This is a genomic window from Paraciimarium castrense LEGE 11436, assembly GCF_056633055.1.
The window spans coordinates 24,485-43,236 of sequence record NZ_JBSJOW010000003.1 but is presented as its reverse complement, the minus strand read 5'-3'; the positions used below and the strand labels follow the sequence as shown (position 1 = coordinate 43,236).

The window sequence follows — 18,752 nt, the reverse complement described above, 5'->3', positions numbered from 1 at the left end:
CGAGGGCTACTTCCGTTCTAGGAAGGCCACTCACAAACTGCCCACAGCTGGCCCAGGGCGAGGCCGCCGTCGTTGCAGGGCACCTGCTCACTCCAGAAGGGCCGCAGGCCCGCGGAGCGGGCGGCCGCGGCGCAGAGCTCCAGCAGCAGAGCGTTCTGGAAGCAGCCCCCGGCCAGCGCCAGGGGCGCCCCTGGCGGCGCGGCCGCAGCCGCAGCAGCCGCCATCGCATCAGCCAGGGCCTGGTGCACTGCCAGCGACAGCCTGGCTGCGTCCACCCCCTGGCCGCGCTGCTCCAGCAGGTGGCGCAGCAAGGGCTGCCAGTCCAGCCAGCCCAGGGGCAGGTCCGGGGCCGGCAACAGCGGCAATAGCGGTGAACCGCCGACCCGCCTGGAGTTGGCCTTCCGCTGGCCCTCGGCCTCCCGCTGGCCTTCGGCCCGCCGCTGGGCCTGGGCGCGGCGGGCGAGTCCCTCCAGCAGCAGGCCGGACTGGCCTTCATGGCTCTGCCGCTGACACGCCCCCAGCAGCGACGCCACGCCGTCAAAGAGCCGCCCCACCGATGAGGTCTGGGGTGCCTGGCAGCCGGCCCGCAGCGCCGCCAGCAGCAGGGGCAGCTCCGCCTCGGCAAAGGCCTCGCGGCAGCACTGCGCGGCCGGATGGTCGAGCCAGCGCCCATCCTCCAGAGCGGCCAGCAGGCCCAGCGCCACCCGACGGGGCTCCCGCATGGCCCGCTCACCGCCGGGCAGGGGAAAGGGCCGCAGGGCCGCCAGCCGCTCGGCTGCAGGTCGCGTGGACCCCAGGCTGTTGAGCCGCAGCAATTCGCCGCCCCAGAGCTGGTGGCTGCTGCTGCTGTTGCCGCTGCCGTTGAGGTTGCCGGGGGCGTAGCCCAGGCCATCCCAGGCCCACACCAGCAAGGGCAGCGGCAAGCCGTGTTCCGCCGCCACCGCCAGGCCATGGGCCCGGTGGTGCTGCACCGGCACTAACCTCACCGGCGCTGAACCGGCTGCCTGCCGGTTCCAGCTGGTGATGGCGTCGTTGGCCAGCCGCTGGCTGACGTAGCCCGGATGGGCATCACAGGCGATCAACTGGGGCGGCTGCGGCCCCGCCCGTGGTTCCTGCAGCCACACCTCCAGCACCCTGTGCTGGCGCGGACCGGCCAGATCCCCCAGGTGGGGCGCCAGCCAGATGTGCCCGCCGCTGGCCTCGGCGGCGGCGTTCTTGAGGTCGCCCCCCAGGGCCAGCGCGCGGCAGTCGGCGGGCGGGGCCAGCGGCAGCAGCAGGGCGGCGGGGGCATGGCCCCGGGCCCGGCGCAGCAGCCGCGGCCGGCCCTCCACCACCTGCACCAGGGAATCGTCGAGGGGGCGGGCGATGGGGCGGTTGTGGTGCAGCAGGGCATCGGCGATGCCGGCCAGCCGCTGGCGGGCCTCCTGGGGATCGGTGCAGAGCAGATCACCGCTGAGATTGCCGCTGGTGGCCACCAGGGGGCGGCCCACGGCCCGGGCCAGCAGCTGGTGCAGGGGCGAGGCGCTCAGCATCACCCCCAGCTGGGCACTGCCTGGGGCCACCCCCGGCCAGGCCTCCGTGGCCAGGGGATCGGCCCGCCTCAGCAGCACGATCGGGGCGGCCGGGGCGTGCAGCAGGTCGCGCTCCAGGGGCGAGATCTGCACGCAGTTCTCCAGGGCGGCGGGATCGTGCACCAGCAGGGCCAGGGGCTTGTGGGGCCGCCGCTTGAGCCGCCGCAACCGGGCGATGGCCTCGGGCTGGGACGCATCCACCAGCAGCTGAAAGCCGCCCACCCCCTGCAGCGCCAGGATGCCGCCGGCCAGCAGCAGGGCCGCCGCAGCCTGGATCGGCTCGCGGTCTACCGAGGCCGCCTGAACCAGGCTGAGCTGCGGGCCGCAGGCCGGGCAGCCGATCGTCTCGGCGTGGAAGCGGCGATCGGCGGGATCGCTGAACTCCCGCCGGCAGGCGGGGCAGAGCGGGAAGGCCGCCAGGGTGGTGTGGGCCCGGGCGAAGGGGGTGGCGGTGGCGATCGAGTAGCGCGGCCCGCAGGCGCAGCAGCTGATGAAGGGGTAGCGGTAGCGGCGGTTGGCGGGGTCGGCCAGCTCGGCGAGGCAGGCCTTGCAGGGGGCCCGATCGGCCACCAGGGCCGGGGCGATCAGGCCGGTGCCCAGGGGCCGGGGGGCAGCCGCGGCGATGCGCAGGCCCGCCGGTGGCTGGGAGAGGGGCGGCAGCCAGCTGGGCTCCACCGGCTCCAGGCGCGCGGGAACGGGCAGCTCGCTGCTGAGGCGGCCCAGAAAGCGCTCCAGGGCCGGGCGTTCGCCGTGCAGGTCCACCCGCACCGCCCCGTCCACGTTCTCCACCTCACCGCTGAGCTCCAGGGCGCTGGCCAGGCGGTGCACAAACGGCCGGAAGCCCACCCCCTGCACGGTGCCGCGGCAGTGCAGCAGCAACCGGGCCGGATCGGTCACGGAGCTGCGGCCTCAGGCCAGGGCCGGCGCGGCCAGCCCGGCGGTGATGGCGTCGCGCAGCTGGGCCATGCCCTCCCCGGTGCGGGCCGACACCTCCACGATGGGAGCCGCCGGCGCCACCTTGGCGATGTGGCGGCGGGCGTGGTCGCGGTCGAAGTCAACAGCGGCGGCCAGGTCGATCTTGTTGATCACCACCAGATCGGCGCTGTGGAACATGGCCGGGTATTTGAGCGGCTTGTCCTCCCCTTCGGTGACCGACAGCAGCACCAGCCGCAGGCTCTCGCCGAGGTCGTAGGCGGCCGGACACACCAGATTGCCCACGTTCTCGATCACCAGCAGCTCCAGGGCGGCCAGATCAAAGCGCTCCAGGGCCGGCTCCAGCATGGCGGCCTCCAGGTGGCAGGCCTGGCCGGTGGTGATCTGCACCGCCTCGATGCCGGCGGCGCGCAGGCGGCGGGCGTCGTTGTCGGTGGCCAGGTCGCCCACGATCGCGCCCAGGCGGCCGCTGCCGCTCCAGTCGCGCCCCAGCCGCTCCAGCAGGGCGGTTTTGCCGGAGCCGGGCGAGGAGAGCAGGTTGAGCACGGGCAGGCCTGCGGCCGTGAAGCGCCGGCGCAGGCTGGCAGCAACGGCGTCGTTGCGCGACAGCAGGGCCGCCCCAAGCTCCAGCCGGCGGGCGCTGGGGGAGGGGGCGTTGATCACGGCCGGTTCGCTCTGGCCGCAGTGGCAGGTGGTGCACATCTCAGCAGGGCTCCCGGTGGGGGTGTCAGCAGGGCTCCGGATCGGCCAGCTCCAGGGAGGCCAGTTGCAGCTCACGGCCCCGCAGGAGCTGGCGGCTGATGGCGCCGCAGCGGGGGCACTCACACACCCCATCCTGGGCAGGAAACGGCGCCTGGCAAGCGGCGCAGAAACATTCCGCCGCCACCGGCTCGATCAGCAGCCGCGCCGCGGCGGCAGGGGTGCCGGCCATCACCACCTCGAAGGCCAGCGCCAGGGCGTCGATCTCCACCCCGGCCAGGCTGCCGATGCGCAGGGTGATGGCGGTGATCAGACCGCCGCCATGGCGCTCGGCCTGCTCCAGGGCCTGATCGCGCACCGCTTCCATGATGCTGAGCTCATGCATGGGCGTTCAGGCGGGGCGTTGATCAACCATCGCCCTCATGCAGCATCACGACGAACAGCTGTAGTGGGAAACACCCCCTGCATTGAAAAACTGCTCAGGCTTCAAGCGGTAATAGCGAGCTTCCACCTCCTCTGATTGCTCTTCGTAGGGGTGGGAAAGAACGTTCTGCAACTCTCTCACCAAGGCGTAGTCACCCTGCATGGCCTGTTCGTACGCGGGCACAATCAGCCATTCACGCCAGGTGTATTTTGGGTTCACCTGCTTCATCTGTGCTGACAGCTCAGCTGGATCACGGTCGTTGCCGACGTGGTCGCGCCAGCGTTGCAGCCAAGCCTGCCATTGCTGATCGAGCTGCTGCGATGGGTTGGCGTAGAAGCTGCTGTTCAGGGCTGAGGCCTGGCCTGGCAGATGGGACAACTCGCGGAAGAAGATGGTGTAATCCACCTTTGTTTCAGCCATCAACTGCAGCAATGCTGTGACCAGGGCTGGGTTGGATGTGCTCAAGCCCAGCTTGGCAGCCCACATGGCTTGCAGTTCCGTTTCCATCGCCGCGGCAAAGTCACGACGCACGTGATCGAAACGGTCCAGGGCTTCAGGATGGTCTGCGAGCAGTGGTCGCACAGCGGTCCAGAACATATGGAAGTTCGCTTCAGCGGCGACCGGTTGATTGAAGAAGGCAAAGTGATCACCGCCGCCGATCCAGGGCTGGAAGGCAGGATCAAACAGCTCGCAGAATCCGAAGGGGCCGTAGTCAAGCGTGAAGCCACCAGCGGCGCAGTTGTCACTGTTGAAGTTGCCCTGGCAGTACCCCACCCTCAGCCAGTTGGCGATCAGGGCGGTGAGGCGGCCGCGAAAACACCTGGCCAGCTCAACGAGCTGATCGACAAAGGCAAGACCTCGGTCAATGTCCTGTCGATACTCCCGCTCGATGAGATGGGACACGATCATGCGCAACTCGTTCAGTGCACCAGGGTGTGCCTTGCTGCGGGCACGGCGAGCAAACAGCTCCAGTTGACCAACCCGCAGAAAAGATGGTGCAACGCGAGTAGAAATAGCCACAGGATTGCTCACCGCAATATCAGGATTGCTGGAGCGGGACTGCGGCGAATACCAAGGCCGCACAACGGTCTCGGATGTCGACACATACAGCGTCAACGAGCGCGATGTGGGAACGCCCAAAGCGTGCATGTGCTCCTGGGCCAGAAACTCACGCACACTGGAGCGCAGCACGGCACGCCCGTCGCCACCACGGCAGTAGGGCGTGGGGCCGCCACCCTTTAATTGCATCTCCCAACGCTGGCCCTTGAACACACCTTCAAAGACAGAGATCGCCCGACCATCGCCATAACCATTGCCCGTGCCAAACGGACATTGCTGGATGTATTCGGTGCCATAGATCGACAGGGCATACCCGGTGGCCCAGCCAACCCGTCGCATGGGCTCAGGGGTGGCAGACAGGTCACCGGAAAAGACCTGGCGAAAGCCCTGGTTCAGGGCCAGTTCGTCGCTCAGGCCAAGTTCAGCAAACAACGTGCTGCTATGGGCCACATAGACAGGGTCGGCAATGGGAGTAGGCGTAACAGGGACATAGTGGCCCGAAAAGACCTGCCTGACCTGGTGATCATCACCATCTTCCGTGGCATCAGGATCAGCATTCAAGCCATCCAGCAATGAATAATCGGCCAATCGCGCAAAGTCCTCAAAGGCTGTAGCGCAGGGCTTGGCAGACAACTGGGATGGAGACAACATTGTTGGAAGCAGGCTTCTTTCAAGGCAAGGGAGTCATTATAGAGCGCCTGCGGCTGATGGGTTGAAAACTAACGCTGTTGGGCATTCTGATGTTCTGCATCGCTGCTGCGCGTTGCGACGCTTGAACATGTCTCGATGACCTGTTGAAATCCGCTTCCCCTCAGCGCGCCATCAGCAACACCCTTCTGTCGCAGCAGTGTCTTGATCACCACGTGCTGATCCAATAGCGGCATCCTGCAGCGCAAAATCACGCAGCCAGCCGCGCTGCACCCAGAGGGGCAGGAGGGAGGCGATCGAGACGCCGGAGATCTCCACGCCCTGGCGGCAGACTTCGCCGAAGGGCATCCCCCACGCGAAGGCCTGGAGCAGCTGCCACTCCGGCTCGCCGGGAAGATCGAGGCGGGTGGTGTGGCCGTCGCGCCACACGAAGATCCGGATCCCTCCCTGATCGAGATCAACCACTTGGTGCTGCGCCGCCGGCTTGGTGTTGACCTCCCAGATGTGGTGGATGGGGTAGTCAGAGGCGATCAGGGCAGCCCCGGCGGGCAAGCGGAACACGAGCCGATCCCAGTGCTCGGGAGGCACCTGGGCCAGGGCCTGCAGATTGAGGCTGGGTTGATCCGGGGCATTGAAGGCCCGATGCCAGAGCCATTCCAGCCGCGCCACATCCGCCAGGTAGGGAAGGGCGTCGGCCGGCTGGAACTCCGCCAGGAACGCGGGCAACCCGGCGCCGTAGTCGCCCAGGTCTGGCGAGCGGGAGACGCCCCGCTCCAGGAAGGCAGACGCCATGGCCTGGAAGAACGCCTCGCCCACCAGCCGCTGGCAGACGGGATAGATCTGCTCAAGACTGCGCCGCAGTTTGCCGTTCACGCTGGTGCGGTAGGCCTCGATGCCCTGCCGGGCCGGCAACACACGGCTGCCCTGCAGCTGAGCTGCCAGGCGGGCCTGCTCGGGCTCGCTGGCCGTGCCGAGGGCCGCTGCGGCGAAAAGCTGCTGGAGGGCTGCCAGCTTCATGGCAGCACCTGATCCGAGCGCAGAGCCTCCGCCTTGGCCGCTTCGCCGATCAGCACATCGAGAGAGGGGATGTCAGTGTCCCACTCGATCAGGGCCGGCACCTGCGCGAAGCGCTGCAGGGCCTGCCGGTACAACGCCCACACCCCATCCTGCACGGCGCGGCCATGGGTGTCGAAGAGGAAGCTGCCCTCCTCTTCATAGCCGGCGAGATGGATTTCCTTCACCCGCTCGACCGGCAGGGCATCGAGATAGTGGAGCGGATCGAAGCCGTGATTGAAGCCATTCACAAACACATTATTCACATCCAACAGCAGGAAACAGTCGGCCCGGCGGGCCAGCTCACTGAGAAACTCCCATTCGAGGTAGTCGGCTCCGGCAAAGCTCACGTAGGGGGAGAGGTTCTCGATCAGGATCTGCCGTCCCAGGAAGTCCTGCACGCGCTGGATGCGTTCGGCCACATGCACCAGGGCTTCCTCGGTGTAGGGGAGTGGGGCGAGGTCATGGAAGTAGCGGCCCCCCTGGGACACCCAGGCCAGATGATCCGACACAACACTGGGCTGCACCCGATCCACCAGCGCTTTCAGGCGATGGAGGTAGGCCTGATTGAGCGGATCCACCGAACCGAGCGAGAGGCCCACACCGTGCAAGGTGATCGGATAGCGCTCGCGGATCAGGCTGAGGTGATGCAGGGGCAGGCCTCCCCCGAGGTAGTTGTCCGAGAGGGCTTCAAACCAGGGAAGTGCCGGCCAGCTGCTGAGGATGTCGGCGTAGTGGGGCGGGCGCAGACCCACGCCTACGCCCTGGATGTTGGAATCAGCCACGGCAAGCGCAGAGCAACAGAAGGGCGGGGGTTCTGGAGGGCTGAGGACGCACCACACCAGAACCCCCTGAATCAACGCAGGCTCAGGACTTCTTCAGCTTTCCTCCCACGATCTTGTTGCAGGTGCCGGTGGGAACGTAGACCCACTCTTCCGGGTCGCCGGACACGCTGGCCTTGCCGGCACAGGAGTGCTTGCTGGTGCCGCAGTCGTTCATGCCGGCTTTGGCGATGCCGGCGCATTTTTCCATGCCGGCCTTACCGGCCAGGGCTTCGGTGCCGGCTGCGGCCACCAGCCCAAGGGCCAGAAGGCCTGAGATGGCGGTGCTGACCGCGGCATGGGGCGCCTGAGGAGTGTTCATCGGAATGGGGGGTGGATAACGAAGGATCGAGCGCGGCCGGCTGAACGATGCAGCCACCGGTCGCAGAGTTACCGCTCGGAAAGCCGATTGGATTTCAGGCTTCCACCAGCCAGCAGCGCAGCAGGCGGCGTGCCGCCGGCAGGGAGGCCTGGAGCCCGGGGGAGAAATCCCTGCCATGGCTGAAGCTGTGGGCGGGGATGCGCAGCCAGAAAGCGCTGGGGGCACGGCCATAGAGGGCGGTGGTGATCGCCAGCAACTGGGCGGGATCGAGGTGATGGCTGGTGCCGCTGCCAGCGCCGGGCATCAAGGCAGGCAGCGGGTCGAGGCGGGGATGGGGCAGGGGGCCGGGCTGCTGTGGAGCCAGCCAGGCATCGATGAACAGCACCCGCTGCAGCGGCGCCAGAGCGGCAGCCAGCTCCGGCGTGAGCTGGTGCACGCTGCGCCCACCCACCTGCTCGGCCAGCAGGGTGCCGACGCCGTCGTCGCCGCGCAGGGGGTTGCCGATGCCGATCACCAGGCAATCAGGCCGCAGTGCAGGACGCTTCAACACAGACCTGGGGGAGTTGGTGTCATCGAGCTGAGAGCCGAAGCCAGGGCATCACGGCAAACACCAGCAGCACAACGAGGTAGACCGGGCCCGATACCTTGTCTCGGCTGGCGATGAACTCCGCAGGTGCCATGCCTTGCACCAGGCTGGCCAGGGCCAATTCCGCCGCCAGCATCAGCGCCAGGGCCAGACAGCCTGCGAGCAACGACCGGCTCGGCGAGCGAATCTCAGGGAATTGGCGAAGGATCACTCCTGCCGCCAAGTAAATGACCATCGCCATGATGGGCATCTCCGCCAATTCCGCCCAGCGCTCGCCGATGCGTGGCACCAGGAGCGGAATCCTGATCATACCAAGCGCAAATCCCGCGCTCAGCACAATGGCGAAGTAAGCGAGGCCGGCTTGAATGGTCTTGGGCACGGCAACGCAGGGAGACGTGATGGGCAGACTATTTGGGATCAGGTCTATTGACTCATTGACTTCCATCAACTCAACCTGAAGAGCATGGTGCTCGCCATGGGCAGTGAGTTCCATGCGCGTGTCAGGCGACTTGAGGTTATCGGAGCCGGGCTTGCTTGGAGGCTGGCATCAGACAGCGCTCTGGGAAAATGCAGGAGGTTTGCTCGTCTTTGAGCCAATCAATCAGCTTGAGGATTCCGATGTAGTTCAGCACAATTCCAAGCCCGAGACCCAGACCCCAATCAAGGACTGACGCTGCATTGGACTGAAGAATGAGCCAATAGAAAGCAATCGCAATAGGCAGAAACAAGAGATCTGCAGTAGCCATGCCCGGGTTGTAGAAGGTTTTGCCCTTGAGATTAAATAGAAACGTGTGGGCCACGACATTGCCGACCGAAACAAGCATCGTTGCGATGCCCAGCCAAATGGCCCGATCGCTGGAGACGGCAGCCAGAAAGTAAAAGAGCCATCCAACAATAACGTTGACTAGAAATGCTGTATGGCTATTCAGAGGGTAACGGTCTGGCTGTTTGCTTGCAAACATGGTTGCGTTGATCATGCCAGGAAAGTAGCCAGGAAAACGGTATTCTTCAAATTGATGAAGGAACAAAGCGATCAGGTTTCCCCAAAGCAGGATTGACATGGGGCTCAGCCTGGCAAAGAGCAAGCAGCCGCTGACGCCAAGCGCAAGAACCAGGCCCACATCAAACCAATGCTGCCTCATGAAGTTCATTGGATGCTGCTCAGCAGTGCAAGACTACGGACCGCTTGGAGGGGTATTGCTGGCCAGAGTACAGCGAAAGCCATAGAAATCCTAGGAACGAGATTCGGTTACCCTCAAGCTCAGAAGTGGATATTCATTTTGGCTAAGTAGTCAGCCTCCGCTCGCGCCTTCTGAATCCTAATGTTAGGCAACCTTCGCATCGCCAGCGGAGTGTGCATAGTGTGCTTGATCATCATTTCAGGAGAGGGCCGCATTCCAGCCAAGTCAAGTTGCGGCCACCCAGGAGGGCCGTGTTTACTTGGGTTGGCCTCATTCTTGATGGGGGCAAAAGACTTAACTGTGCATTTTATCGTATCGATCGAAGACGCTCCAGTCAACATCCGCTAGACAAGCAGCCTTGATGTTGGCCTAACAGCATGAACATGCCGTTCTTGATCGTGAAGGTGGGTGACGCGGGCAAGGCCTCCAGCTTCGATCCCGAGCTGCTGTCGGGAGCCATGGAGGAATAGGGCGACTTCAACTTCTGCTTCGTGCTAGATAGCAGCCTGGCGGTAGTAGCCACCAGCCCCAGATCCGAACGCGTTCTGGCGGCGGCGGCAGCACTAAGTGCTGGGAGAGTGAGAGCTTCGACTGCTCCTCCACCCAGCACTAGCTTCCGTATCCAACTGGTCACCGATGTGGTGATGGAGGCCATGGAGCACGAGCTGGGGGGGGCCTGCGCACCAACGAGTGAGGGTTCAGTCCCTGATTCAGGAGGCAGCAAGATCGATGCGCTCGGCCTCTCGCTGATAGCGCCGATAGCTTAAGCGTGTGCGAGTTGCGATCACCAGCACCAGCGCCATGATCACACTGCCGATCAGCATGCCTGGGCCGATGCTGCTTGCGACTGCGTCTGCAGAAAGGATGCGCCTCTCGGCGAGAACCTGCAGGTAGGTTGCCGTTCCATCCACCGAACCATGCAGCAGGATCGACAACAACAGGCTGGCTTGTGTGTTGTTGAACAGCCAGGTGAAGACGAACGACACGGAGGTGGTGCTCACCACAAACAGGCCGGTATCGATCAGGCCCTCACCCCAGTTCCCCGATTGGCACCAGACCGGCACATAAAGAAAGAAATGCCAAGCGCTCCAGAGGAGGCCAAGCAGGAGCGTTCCTGACAGGGGGCCGTAGCAGTGCTGCAGCCGGGGTAGGGCAAAACCTCGCCAGCCTGATTCCTCAAACAGCGGTCCAAAGAAAAAATGCGCTGCGTAGGCCGCTGGATACAGAAGCAGTGCCTGAGGTGAGACCGCGACCAGGGCCTCTGGATGGCCGAGTGCCACCGCCACCAGCAGCTGCGTGAGGGGGATCAACAGCATGGCAACGGCATACCAGCGCAGATTCACGCGCCACAACACAAGGCGCTGCAACAGACGGTCCACCCCTGCCCTGCCCTGGGTGATGGCAGTCATCAGAAAGGCCGACCCGGTTACGCCGATTGCAACGCCAGGAAGAATGTAGAGGGCTGGTGCATGGGTGGCCGGATTGAACGGCGGCAGCCGAAGGATCATTACCGGGCTCCACAACAGCCAGGTCACCCCATAGGCGAGTACAAAGAATGAGGCCAGAGGATGCCTGCGCATCGTTTGCACAAGCCTCACAGTGAGCGTAGCCTGGGAAGTGGGCTCGAATGCTTCACTCATGGCGTAGGACTACCCCTGGGAGCACAGGCTATTGGAAAAATCGCAGAAGACTTGAACAGCACGGAATCCCAGTGTTCTTGCGTGTCATCGCGGGCCTGAAGTCAGCTCTCCTGAAAAAACGGATCAGGGAGGCTGGCGTCTCTCAACTTTGCGGCAGCACCGGCGCCTGTAACGGGCAGACCAGTTGGATCGAGGAGGCCAATCTGAACCAGCACATTGGCCTGATCCCAGTGGATATGCTCATAAGAAACCTTGTCGTCTTCGATACCGACAATCACCACAAAAACCACTTCGACCCGTTTTCCGGTAGGCTCAACTCTGGGCAACATCCAGTCGATCTTGTGAGTGTGCGTAAACGAGATAATGAGTTCATCGACCAGCCTTTCCTCACTATACGTTCGTGATATTGTTTCGAAGGTGACGTCGGGGGGGAAGAACTGCCCTATCAGGCGCTTTGCATAAAAGGTTTTAACGCCCCCGAGGCCTTGCCCTCCGACCATCGTTGGCACATTGATCAGGTGTGGCTCTGGTGCCATGGTGGCTAACGTCTGGTCGAGGTCGCACGCCAGCTCAGCATTCAGATGGGCACCAAATATGGCATCAAGTTTCTCCTTCAAGCTTGGGTCAGTCATTTCCGCTTGTTTTTCGGGTTTAATTGTTGCCTAGCTTTTGACCTAGCCGGCCGACAGCGGCGTGGCGCGGTGCCCGCGAGACGCAACAATAACCTGGATGGCTCGCAGGCAAGGCGACATGCCAAGCAGCAAGTGATCTCGTCTCGACGGACCTTGGACGAGATGTTCAGCTTGGGACAGGTTGGAGCGCTGGGAGATCAAAGGCCAGTGTAGGAGTCAATGACTTCAAGGCTGGACAGTTTTCCCTCCGCGTCTAGGTGGACATAGATTACTATGGCTCGTGAGTTCGATGTCTTTGATCTCAAGATGCCTTGATATCGGTTCGCAAAGCGGTCGAACGAGTAGGTAATTCCATGCTTCGCGAGCGCCACCTCGATTTCCGGCCTTACAGCGCCATAGGCAAGTGTTGCTTGTAGCTTTTGTTCAATTTGCGAAGCGCTCGGAAGGTCACGGGCACATCCTGTGCCCGCCATCAGTAGGCTCAACGCAAAAGCCGGGATGGGATGGTGCATTGCGATGCCTAACGCACAAGATCAGCGGCGGGCAAGTACCCCCTTCGATAAAGCAGAGGCAAGCTACTCCCGTCCGCTGCATCTTGATGTTATACGGCATCTGGATAGGCCTGATGAACCAGAGCTAAACAAGAAGAGACCTCTCAATCAATGAGTGATAAGGACTTGGCGTATCTACGCCCGAGGCAAATATGTATTGGCTGTTCGCCGCCTCATGCGATTAGCGTCGTCATAGATATGGGCGTTATCGCTAGTCCGATTAGAAGGGGCAACAACCCTGAAGTACTGAGCCTTCCCAAAAGTACCTTCATCGCTAACTTCAACAAACACACCTACAACTTCAAGGGAATCAGCAACCAGTGCAGTTGCGCTTGCCTTATCATTGATCTTCTGCCAATCGACTGGGTGCTCTGAGCTTTGCATCCACACGAATAGCGGCTGCTCATCGCTAGCTAATGCGAAGTAGCGCTCAGGGTGCTGACTTATCTTTATTCGCAAATCAGACAACAACGCAGCAAGCTCATTACGTGCTTGATCACCATAGTTTCGGATATGACTTTCAGCGAAGAGCCATCCCTTCGCTCGCGTGGCATCGAGTGCTGCAAGCAGATTCACTAGTTCTTTCGGGATCCTCTGCGTAGGAAATGGATTGTCTTCCCAGCCCTCACTCTCGAAGCTTCTATCGATAATCTTGCTCATGCCATCCAACACCAGCAAGTCAGCTTTGCCCTGCCGGAAGTGATCCGAAATGTCCTCATCAATGCGGTTCTTTTCTATGTACGCGCCAAGGTGATCAAACTCGTCAAACAAATGAGCACGCCTTATTCCAGCAACAGCCTGGCGCACTTCCATGTAGTGGGCAAACATCCCAGGCGTTGGCAGAATTCGCTTTAGGACAAACAGATCATCAATAGACAATGATACAAAAGCATGCCTTCCGAGAAGCGGTTCAACCTGAGGTAGTTCCTTGCAAAATGTAGAAAAGGGCGAGAATGACTCGACCGTCAATCCAATGGGCAACATTACACGATAGTCAGAACAACGAATTCGACCACACTCTTCATACTTGCCGTGTGCATGGCTGTAGAGCGGAACCTCATCCGCAGAATTTAGATAAGCAAAGAAACGCTCGCACTGTTTGTAAGCCTTAAGAAACAAGTCCTGCACTGATTGGGCATGCCGCTTAAAATCAAGAGCAGGCGAAGCAATGGTTGCTGCTGCACCGGCTTTTGCTTCAACGAGATAGAGCACATCATCAACTAGAATCAGGGTGTCATTTTCGGACCACTGTCTAGTCACTGGATCCTTATAATAAACTTCTTGGTAGACTGTTGCTCCCTGTAGCTGAATGGAAAGAATGTCTGGGAAAGCTCCTTCGCTCATTGTCTTCTGACGGCCTTCGAAAGCCTGTTTATAGTCCGATCTTCTTTGCAGTAGATTAAAAAGAAGTGCACGATACCCGGCGTCGCGGGTAAAGCAGGGGTCAACAGCGTAGTAGTCTGATCCAAGTTGGATTAACGGCTTTTTACGGGAGGGTAGTGTCCTGAAAGGGGTTCCTGCAAAATCACCTTCAGCAAAGAACTCAGTCTCTTCACCACGTGTATACGCCAGATCGGCTAATAGATCTGGTGGTAAATTTGTATGACGACTTACATTGGCGATTCCACCGCGGTGCATATCGTCCATCGCTTGGCCAGCGGCTCGGGATTGATCTGGATTTGCTTCAACCCACGCCTCCATAACATCTTCCAGAGGTCTCTTCTGCTCTATCGCAAAGTTCTGAGCAGCTTCAAACTGCTTTTTCACTTCTTCCATGGCGTTCGAGTGTCCCGCACGAAAAGCATTCGCCATATCCTGGAAGCCTTCTGCAATCTCAGTGGCTGCTACTCCATAGACCTCCTTCAAGACATCATCGTGTGGCGCAAGTACATAATTGTAAAATTCACCTTCTAATACCTGGTAACGGTTGCCTCTAAGCAAAACCCATGTCGATTTCATGTGAAATTCAATATCCGCCGTGTCAGGCCCAAATTCTTGATTCTCTGTTTCAACAGATGAAGCCATGGCGAAAACCATGGCTTGCTCCCTCAGTCTAGAACTCATTTTGAACAATTCATCGCATTCTGCTTCGTCGAATTCAAGTTTGTCGGGGGCAACATCTGATGCTAGAACGGCATGGACGTACTCAAGTAGAAACTGTGTTTCATTAATCGTGTCCTCTGAAACAGCAGCGTCTTCATCTGCGAAAGCATCACCGCTACCGGCTACCATCCCAAATAAGAGTTTGGCGTAGATGTATACAAGAAGATCTTCGGGGGATATGTGTGCTAATTTGTTGCGCATAGTAGCAGCAGTTGACTCCATTTCTTTTCGTAACCTGGCAACTGCTTCGTTCCGTTCTCGTTGAGTAGTTGGTGACAGCATGGTTATTCTTGAGCCAATGAGGTCTCTGGAGACTGTTTGCTAGATCTTAATTCACAAACTACCAAAGTAGGGAATGAGTGCACTGGGATTCTTGGGGCCGTATAACGCTTGCCATCACCTGGCCGCATTGAGTAACGGCTGCATAAGAAGGCCATGAGGAGGCGGCCCAGGTGAATGGCAATGTTATACGCCCAGCATGGTGATGCCTTGTGCAATGTCGTATATTGCAGACTTTAGGACTTGCAATGATATCTTTGCCGTGCCTTCCCTAGGGCTAAATCCAACACTCATCTGCTCAAACGGATGGATGTAGTTTCGAAAGTCACGCAGTGTGTGACTAAACTTCTTTGTATCGTGCTCAATTAACTTAAGTTCGGCAGCGACATCAATCAAAGCATTCAAATTCCACTGATGAAACTTCATAGGCCTTCCATCTGCGCCTTTGGGGGATGCTTGGGCTTGATTGAAATGGCGTTGATGCTTTCCCGCAATTCCAAGCAATAGGCCTTCTAAGGTGCTACCAGCTAGTATAAGTACAGCCAGATATGCGCCAGACTGGAAGCATCGTTCAATCTCTTTAACCCGCTCATTGAGAACATCAACCAAGCCTCCCTCAAGCCCAAGCGCATCAATGGATAAGTTAGAAAACTCGCGCTTGAGGAACTGATCCTCTTCGTTCATCTCAGCTTTAACAGTGTTGGTCGCAGCCTGATTTTTATCAACACGCACAAACCGAAGATCGGCTCCCTCTCTCACAACTTTCCAGCTGTCAAAAGCCAGATACTGGTTGAACTCCTCCAGTAGCCGATCAAGATTGCCAAACTGGCCGACAAAGTTAACCGGAGCGAATACTGCGCGTATGCATTGGTCAATCCCAGGAGCTCCGTTTAGCCTGGCAAGCCTTTCATCGGTGTATGCCCATCGCGACGGGAAGCCTTGGCCATAGCTGTCACTAAATCCAAGGCTGTTAAAGAATTGCACAAGTCTCGGCCCTGACCTATATTCAGTCTCCTCGTTTATTAGTTGTCGTAGCTTTTCGAGCGTCTTCTGATTGAGAATCATTTTAGTGGAGCCTTGGCGAGCACTCTAGTGCGTATAACGCTCAGCATCAGCGGCGGCGCGCAGCGCCGTCCGCTGCATGCTGTTGTTAGGCAATCGAGTCATCATAATTCAATTCTCCAACTCGACTGGCGAGCGCCGCGCGAAGGCCGTTACACACACCAAAGGACGATTGAAGATTCACAGACCAAGCGACGACCCGTGTACCTACAGGAAGCCGACCAACCAGGACGCGGGACTCCACCGATGAGCCATTCACAGTTCCGGCTGCCTGTAGCGAAATTCCGGTCATACGCTCGAACTGCCGAACAACGCCGGTGCCATTGATTAGGAGTAGCTTGAACGAACCCATCCTGAGCTGCTGGTCGAGAAAGGCGGCATCTTCCTCGATCAATTGATCGCGCACGGCACGATCCGGAATCTTGCTCCACACGGGATTGGTAGCCCACTGAACGAGGTCAAGGTGGCACGCGGTGCCGTCGTAGTAGGAGGCGCCGACTGATCGCAGCACCGACTCAAGCTGATTGAACCATCGGCGATATGGGTTGGCTCCAAAGTAGCCATTGCATGCATTGACCACTCGGTGCAGCGCCTCCTCGGTAGCCGAGCCGAGACTGGCTACGCCGAGGGAAGCGAGCGTCTCGAAGCGGCGGGTCGTGCCACTGAGCTCGCTACCGTTTGAGTCCAGAAACTCCAAGCGGCTCGGGTTCAATCCGAGCGTCGCTACGACCGCTTCCGATGGGTTGCCAAAGGACAGTACCGGGGTGGAGCCGGGCACGATGTGCGCTGCACGCGGAGGCTTCCGCAGACGTTCGACGATGTATTCAGCAAGGGGCGTAGTCATCGGATCTGCCGTGCTTCAAGATCAATTTGCCTAACGCCTTTTGGACGGACCCGTATAAACACCATCCTCATCTGCCTGCAGCCACATAAGAGCCCCTCAATCTCCGGTCAACACTACAAAAGCCCTTGTACCGCAGCGGCTCCTGGCTGGCCACCTCTAGATCCTCGCGTCTTATGCGGGTCCGCATAAGACCGTTCACATGGCTACACAGCCAAGCACTGCTGCCATCCCCGGGAAGGGCGTGGTCCTTCGGAGAAAGGTTCTTCAACCGTGGGGCTTGGCCCCTGATGCCACCCCTCAATCCCTCAGCCGCTCTGCCACCAACACCCCACCCGCATCCCGCAACTCAATGTGCAGCGGCATCTGTCCCGCCGCGTGGGTGCTGCAGGAGAGACAGGGATCAAAACAGCGGATGCCCGCCTCCACCCGGTTCAGCAGGGGTTCGGGGATGTCGGCGCCGGCAGCCACCGGCTCGGGGATGAACTCCCGGGCGATCTCGGCCACGGTGCGGTTCATGGCCAGGTTGTTCTGGCCGGTGGCGATGATCAGGTTCACCCGGGTGATCAGGCCGTTGTCATCCACCCGGTAGTGGTGAAACAGGGTGCCGCGCGGCGCCTCGCTCACGCCCACCGCTTCGTTGGCGTTGAGGTTGGCGCGGGCGCGGATCCGGCCGCCCATCAGCCTGTCATCCGCCACCAGCTGCTCGATCCCCTCCAGACAGGCCACGATCTCCACCAGCCGGGCGTGGTGATAGGCAAAGGAGGAGGTCACGATGCGGCCGCCGCTCTCAGCGGTGCCGCTGCGCTGGCGGAATTCGGCCAGCTCGGCATCGGCCCATTGCGTGCCGATCGAGACGCACACATTCAGCCGCGCCAGCGGCCCCACCCGGTAGATCCCCTCGGGATAGCCCAGCGGCTTGTAGTAGGGGAATTTCAGGTAACTCCAGCTCTCCACGGCCTCGCCCAGGAAGCTGGCGTAGTCGTCTTCGCTGAGGCCATCGGCCACGATCCGGCCGTCGCTGCCGGTGAAGCGGATCAGGCCGTCGATGCACTCCCAGCGGCCTTCTGGCCCCACCAGGCCCATGAACAGCGAAGGAAAATCGCCGAAGCTGCTCTGCTCCCGCTGCAGCGGCCCATCCAGCAGCGATTTGTAGAGCTCCAGGGCCATGGCCACCGTGGCCTTCGCCTCCGGCAGGCGTTCCAGGATCCACTGCCTGGCCTCGGCGCTCAGGGGCGTGCGCACGCCGCCGGGAACGGCCCAGGCCGAATGAATCCTGCGGCCGCCGAGCAGCTCCAGCACCTGCTGGCCGAACTGGCGCAAGCGGATGCCGGCCCGGGCCAGATCGGGATCGGCGGCCATCAGGCCGAACACATTGCGCCGCGCCGGATCGCTCTCCCAGCCCAGCAGGAAATCAGGACTGCTCAGATGAAAGAATGAGAGCGCATGGCTCTGGCAGATCTGGGCCAGGTTGAGTAGCCGCCGCAGCTGGCGCGCCGCCGGCGGCGGCTGCACCGCCAGCAGCTTGTCGCCGGTTTTTGCCGCCGCCAGCAGGTGGCTCACCGGGCAGATGCCGCAGATGCGGGCCGTGATGCCGGCCATATCGGTGAACGGCCTGCCCTCGCAGAAGGTTTCGAAGCCGCGATACTCCACCACGTGGAAGCGGGCATCGGCCAGGCGCCCGGCCTCGTCGAGGTGGAGGGTGATCTTGGCGTGCCCTTCGATGCGGGTCACCGGATCGATCGTGATCGTGCGGGTCATGGGGGCCTCAGCCGAACTGCAACATCGCCTTGCCTTGCATCGGCGGCATCTCGCCCCGCAGCAGCGGTTCGATGGCGGCCTGGATGCGCTGCGCCGACGGCGGGCAACCCGGCAGGTAGAGGTCCACCGGGATCACCTCATGCAGGGGCAGCACCCGCTCCAGCAGCTCCGGCACGATGCCGGGGGCATGGGGATGCTGGGCGCCGGTGTCGGCCAGCTCCAGGTAGCCGCGATCCAGCACGCTCTGGCGGCTGCCGCCGTCCACCTCGCTCCAGAGGTTGCGCAGGGCCGGCACGTTGCCGGTCACGGCGCAGTCGCCGAAGGACACCACCAGCCGGGTGCGCTCACGTAGCTGCAGGGCCAGCTCGCGGTTGTCGGCATTGGCCACAGCCCCCTCCACCAGGCACACATCCACGTTGTCGGGATAGGTCTTGGCGTCGCTGGCCACCGGTGAATACACCACATCCACGTGGGCCGCCAGCTCAAACAGCCATTCGTCGAGATCGAGGAACGACATGTGGCAGCCGCTGCAGCCGGCCAGCCACACCGTGGCGAAGCGCAGTTTCGGAGACGGGGTGGTCATGGC

General features: G+C 61.1%; 17 protein-coding genes. All 17 read right to left on the bottom strand.

The window, feature by feature from the left end; genetic code table 11:
* Positions 1 to 17: 17 nt before the first annotated feature.
* Entirely contained in the window at positions 18 to 2,468 is a 2,451-nt protein-coding gene (gene hypF, locus ACWJIO_RS05910) for a carbamoyltransferase HypF (protein ID WP_480312073.1), read from the bottom strand.
* Between the two features lie 12 nt (positions 2,469 to 2,480).
* Positions 2,481 to 3,206, bottom strand: a complete 726-nt coding sequence (gene hypB, locus ACWJIO_RS05905) for a hydrogenase nickel incorporation protein HypB (RefSeq protein ID WP_480312071.1) — start codon at positions 3,204 to 3,206, stop codon at positions 2,481 to 2,483.
* Positions 3,207 to 3,231: 25 nt separating this feature from the next.
* The gene (gene hypA / locus ACWJIO_RS05900) at positions 3,232 to 3,588 is read right to left on the bottom strand and encodes a hydrogenase maturation nickel metallochaperone HypA (protein WP_193916070.1); all 357 of its coding nucleotides are present in this window, start codon (positions 3,586 to 3,588) and stop codon (positions 3,232 to 3,234) included.
* A 45-nt stretch (positions 3,589 to 3,633) separates the two neighbouring features.
* Positions 3,634 to 5,337 carry a protein adenylyltransferase SelO gene (locus tag ACWJIO_RS05895; protein ID WP_480312069.1) on the bottom strand — a complete coding sequence of 568 codons (1,704 nt, stop codon included), beginning with the start codon at positions 5,335 to 5,337 and terminating at the stop codon, positions 3,634 to 3,636.
* 171 nt (positions 5,338 to 5,508) lie between these two features.
* The gene (locus ACWJIO_RS05890; protein ID WP_480312067.1) at positions 5,509 to 6,351 is read right to left on the bottom strand and encodes an HvfC/BufC family peptide modification chaperone; all 843 of its coding nucleotides are present in this window, start codon (positions 6,349 to 6,351) and stop codon (positions 5,509 to 5,511) included.
* Positions 6,348 to 7,172, bottom strand: coding sequence for an MNIO family bufferin maturase (gene bufB / locus ACWJIO_RS05885; RefSeq protein WP_480312066.1), 825 nt, complete (start codon positions 7,170 to 7,172; stop codon positions 6,348 to 6,350). The genes ACWJIO_RS05890 and bufB overlap by 4 nt, the downstream gene beginning before the upstream one ends.
* Before the next feature lie 82 nt (positions 7,173 to 7,254).
* Positions 7,255 to 7,530 (bottom strand): BufA1 family periplasmic bufferin-type metallophore, encoded by a 276-nt coding sequence (locus ACWJIO_RS05880; RefSeq protein ID WP_480312064.1) that lies wholly within the window; start codon positions 7,528 to 7,530, stop codon positions 7,255 to 7,257.
* 94 nt (positions 7,531 to 7,624) lie between these two features.
* Positions 7,625 to 8,077: a hydrogenase maturation protease gene (locus tag ACWJIO_RS05875; RefSeq protein WP_480312062.1), complete on the bottom strand. Its 453-nt coding sequence runs from the start codon at positions 8,075 to 8,077 to the stop codon at positions 7,625 to 7,627.
* A 22-nt stretch (positions 8,078 to 8,099) separates the two neighbouring features.
* The gene (locus tag ACWJIO_RS05870; RefSeq protein ID WP_480312061.1) at positions 8,100 to 8,609 is read right to left on the bottom strand and encodes a hypothetical protein; all 510 of its coding nucleotides are present in this window, start codon (positions 8,607 to 8,609) and stop codon (positions 8,100 to 8,102) included.
* A 22-nt stretch (positions 8,610 to 8,631) separates the two neighbouring features.
* The gene (locus ACWJIO_RS05865; RefSeq protein ID WP_480312059.1) at positions 8,632 to 9,267 is read right to left on the bottom strand and encodes an HXXEE domain-containing protein; all 636 of its coding nucleotides are present in this window, start codon (positions 9,265 to 9,267) and stop codon (positions 8,632 to 8,634) included.
* Positions 9,268 to 10,007: 740 nt separating this feature from the next.
* Positions 10,008 to 10,937 (bottom strand): CPBP family intramembrane glutamic endopeptidase, encoded by a 930-nt coding sequence (locus tag ACWJIO_RS05860; RefSeq protein ID WP_480312057.1) that lies wholly within the window; start codon positions 10,935 to 10,937, stop codon positions 10,008 to 10,010.
* A 101-nt stretch (positions 10,938 to 11,038) separates the two neighbouring features.
* The gene (locus ACWJIO_RS05855; RefSeq protein WP_480312056.1) at positions 11,039 to 11,569 is read right to left on the bottom strand and encodes a dienelactone hydrolase; all 531 of its coding nucleotides are present in this window, start codon (positions 11,567 to 11,569) and stop codon (positions 11,039 to 11,041) included.
* Positions 11,570 to 12,255: 686 nt separating this feature from the next.
* The gene (locus ACWJIO_RS05850) at positions 12,256 to 14,505 is read right to left on the bottom strand and encodes a hypothetical protein (RefSeq protein WP_480312054.1); all 2,250 of its coding nucleotides are present in this window, start codon (positions 14,503 to 14,505) and stop codon (positions 12,256 to 12,258) included.
* Positions 14,506 to 14,688: 183 nt separating this feature from the next.
* Entirely contained in the window at positions 14,689 to 15,486 is a 798-nt protein-coding gene (locus ACWJIO_RS05845) for a hypothetical protein (protein WP_480312052.1), read from the bottom strand.
* Positions 15,487 to 15,652: 166 nt separating this feature from the next.
* Complete coding sequence (locus tag ACWJIO_RS05840; RefSeq protein ID WP_480312051.1) at positions 15,653 to 16,408, bottom strand: hypothetical protein; 756 nt, start codon at positions 16,406 to 16,408, stop codon at positions 15,653 to 15,655.
* A 297-nt stretch (positions 16,409 to 16,705) separates the two neighbouring features.
* The gene (locus tag ACWJIO_RS05835) at positions 16,706 to 18,166 is read right to left on the bottom strand and encodes a Ni/Fe hydrogenase subunit alpha (RefSeq protein ID WP_480312049.1); all 1,461 of its coding nucleotides are present in this window, start codon (positions 18,164 to 18,166) and stop codon (positions 16,706 to 16,708) included.
* Between the two features lie 7 nt (positions 18,167 to 18,173).
* Positions 18,174 to 18,749, bottom strand: a complete 576-nt coding sequence (locus ACWJIO_RS05830) for an NADH-quinone oxidoreductase subunit B family protein (protein ID WP_480312047.1) — start codon at positions 18,747 to 18,749, stop codon at positions 18,174 to 18,176.
* Between the last annotated feature and the right edge of the window lie 3 nt (positions 18,750 to 18,752).

Bases quoted from the DNA above. Each gene is read 5' to 3' on its own strand.
- hypB (WP_480312071.1), bottom strand. From the start codon at position 3,206: ATGTGCACCACCTGCCACTGCGGCCAGAGCGAACCGGCCGTGATCAAC.
- hypA (WP_193916070.1), bottom strand. From the start codon at position 3,588: ATGCATGAGCTCAGCATCATGGAAGCGGTGCGCGATCAGGCCCTGGAG.
- ACWJIO_RS05895 (WP_480312069.1), bottom strand. From the start codon at position 5,337: ATGTTGTCTCCATCCCAGTTGTCTGCCAAGCCCTGCGCTACAGCCTTT.
- ACWJIO_RS05890 (WP_480312067.1), bottom strand. From the start codon at position 6,351: ATGAAGCTGGCAGCCCTCCAGCAGCTTTTCGCCGCAGCGGCCCTCGGC.
- ACWJIO_RS05880 (WP_480312064.1), bottom strand. From the start codon at position 7,530: ATGAACACTCCTCAGGCGCCCCATGCCGCGGTCAGCACCGCCATCTCA.
- ACWJIO_RS05870 (WP_480312061.1), bottom strand. From the start codon at position 8,609: ATGGAACTCACTGCCCATGGCGAGCACCATGCTCTTCAGGTTGAGTTG.
- ACWJIO_RS05865 (WP_480312059.1), bottom strand. From the start codon at position 9,267: ATGAACTTCATGAGGCAGCATTGGTTTGATGTGGGCCTGGTTCTTGCG.
- ACWJIO_RS05860 (WP_480312057.1), bottom strand. From the start codon at position 10,937: ATGAGTGAAGCATTCGAGCCCACTTCCCAGGCTACGCTCACTGTGAGG.
- ACWJIO_RS05855 (WP_480312056.1), bottom strand. From the start codon at position 11,569: ATGACTGACCCAAGCTTGAAGGAGAAACTTGATGCCATATTTGGTGCC.
- ACWJIO_RS05850 (WP_480312054.1), bottom strand. From the start codon at position 14,505: ATGCTGTCACCAACTACTCAACGAGAACGGAACGAAGCAGTTGCCAGG.
- ACWJIO_RS05840 (WP_480312051.1), bottom strand. From the start codon at position 16,408: ATGACTACGCCCCTTGCTGAATACATCGTCGAACGTCTGCGGAAGCCT.
- ACWJIO_RS05835 (WP_480312049.1), bottom strand. From the start codon at position 18,166: ATGACCCGCACGATCACGATCGATCCGGTGACCCGCATCGAAGGGCAC.
- ACWJIO_RS05830 (WP_480312047.1), bottom strand. From the start codon at position 18,749: ATGACCACCCCGTCTCCGAAACTGCGCTTCGCCACGGTGTGGCTGGCC.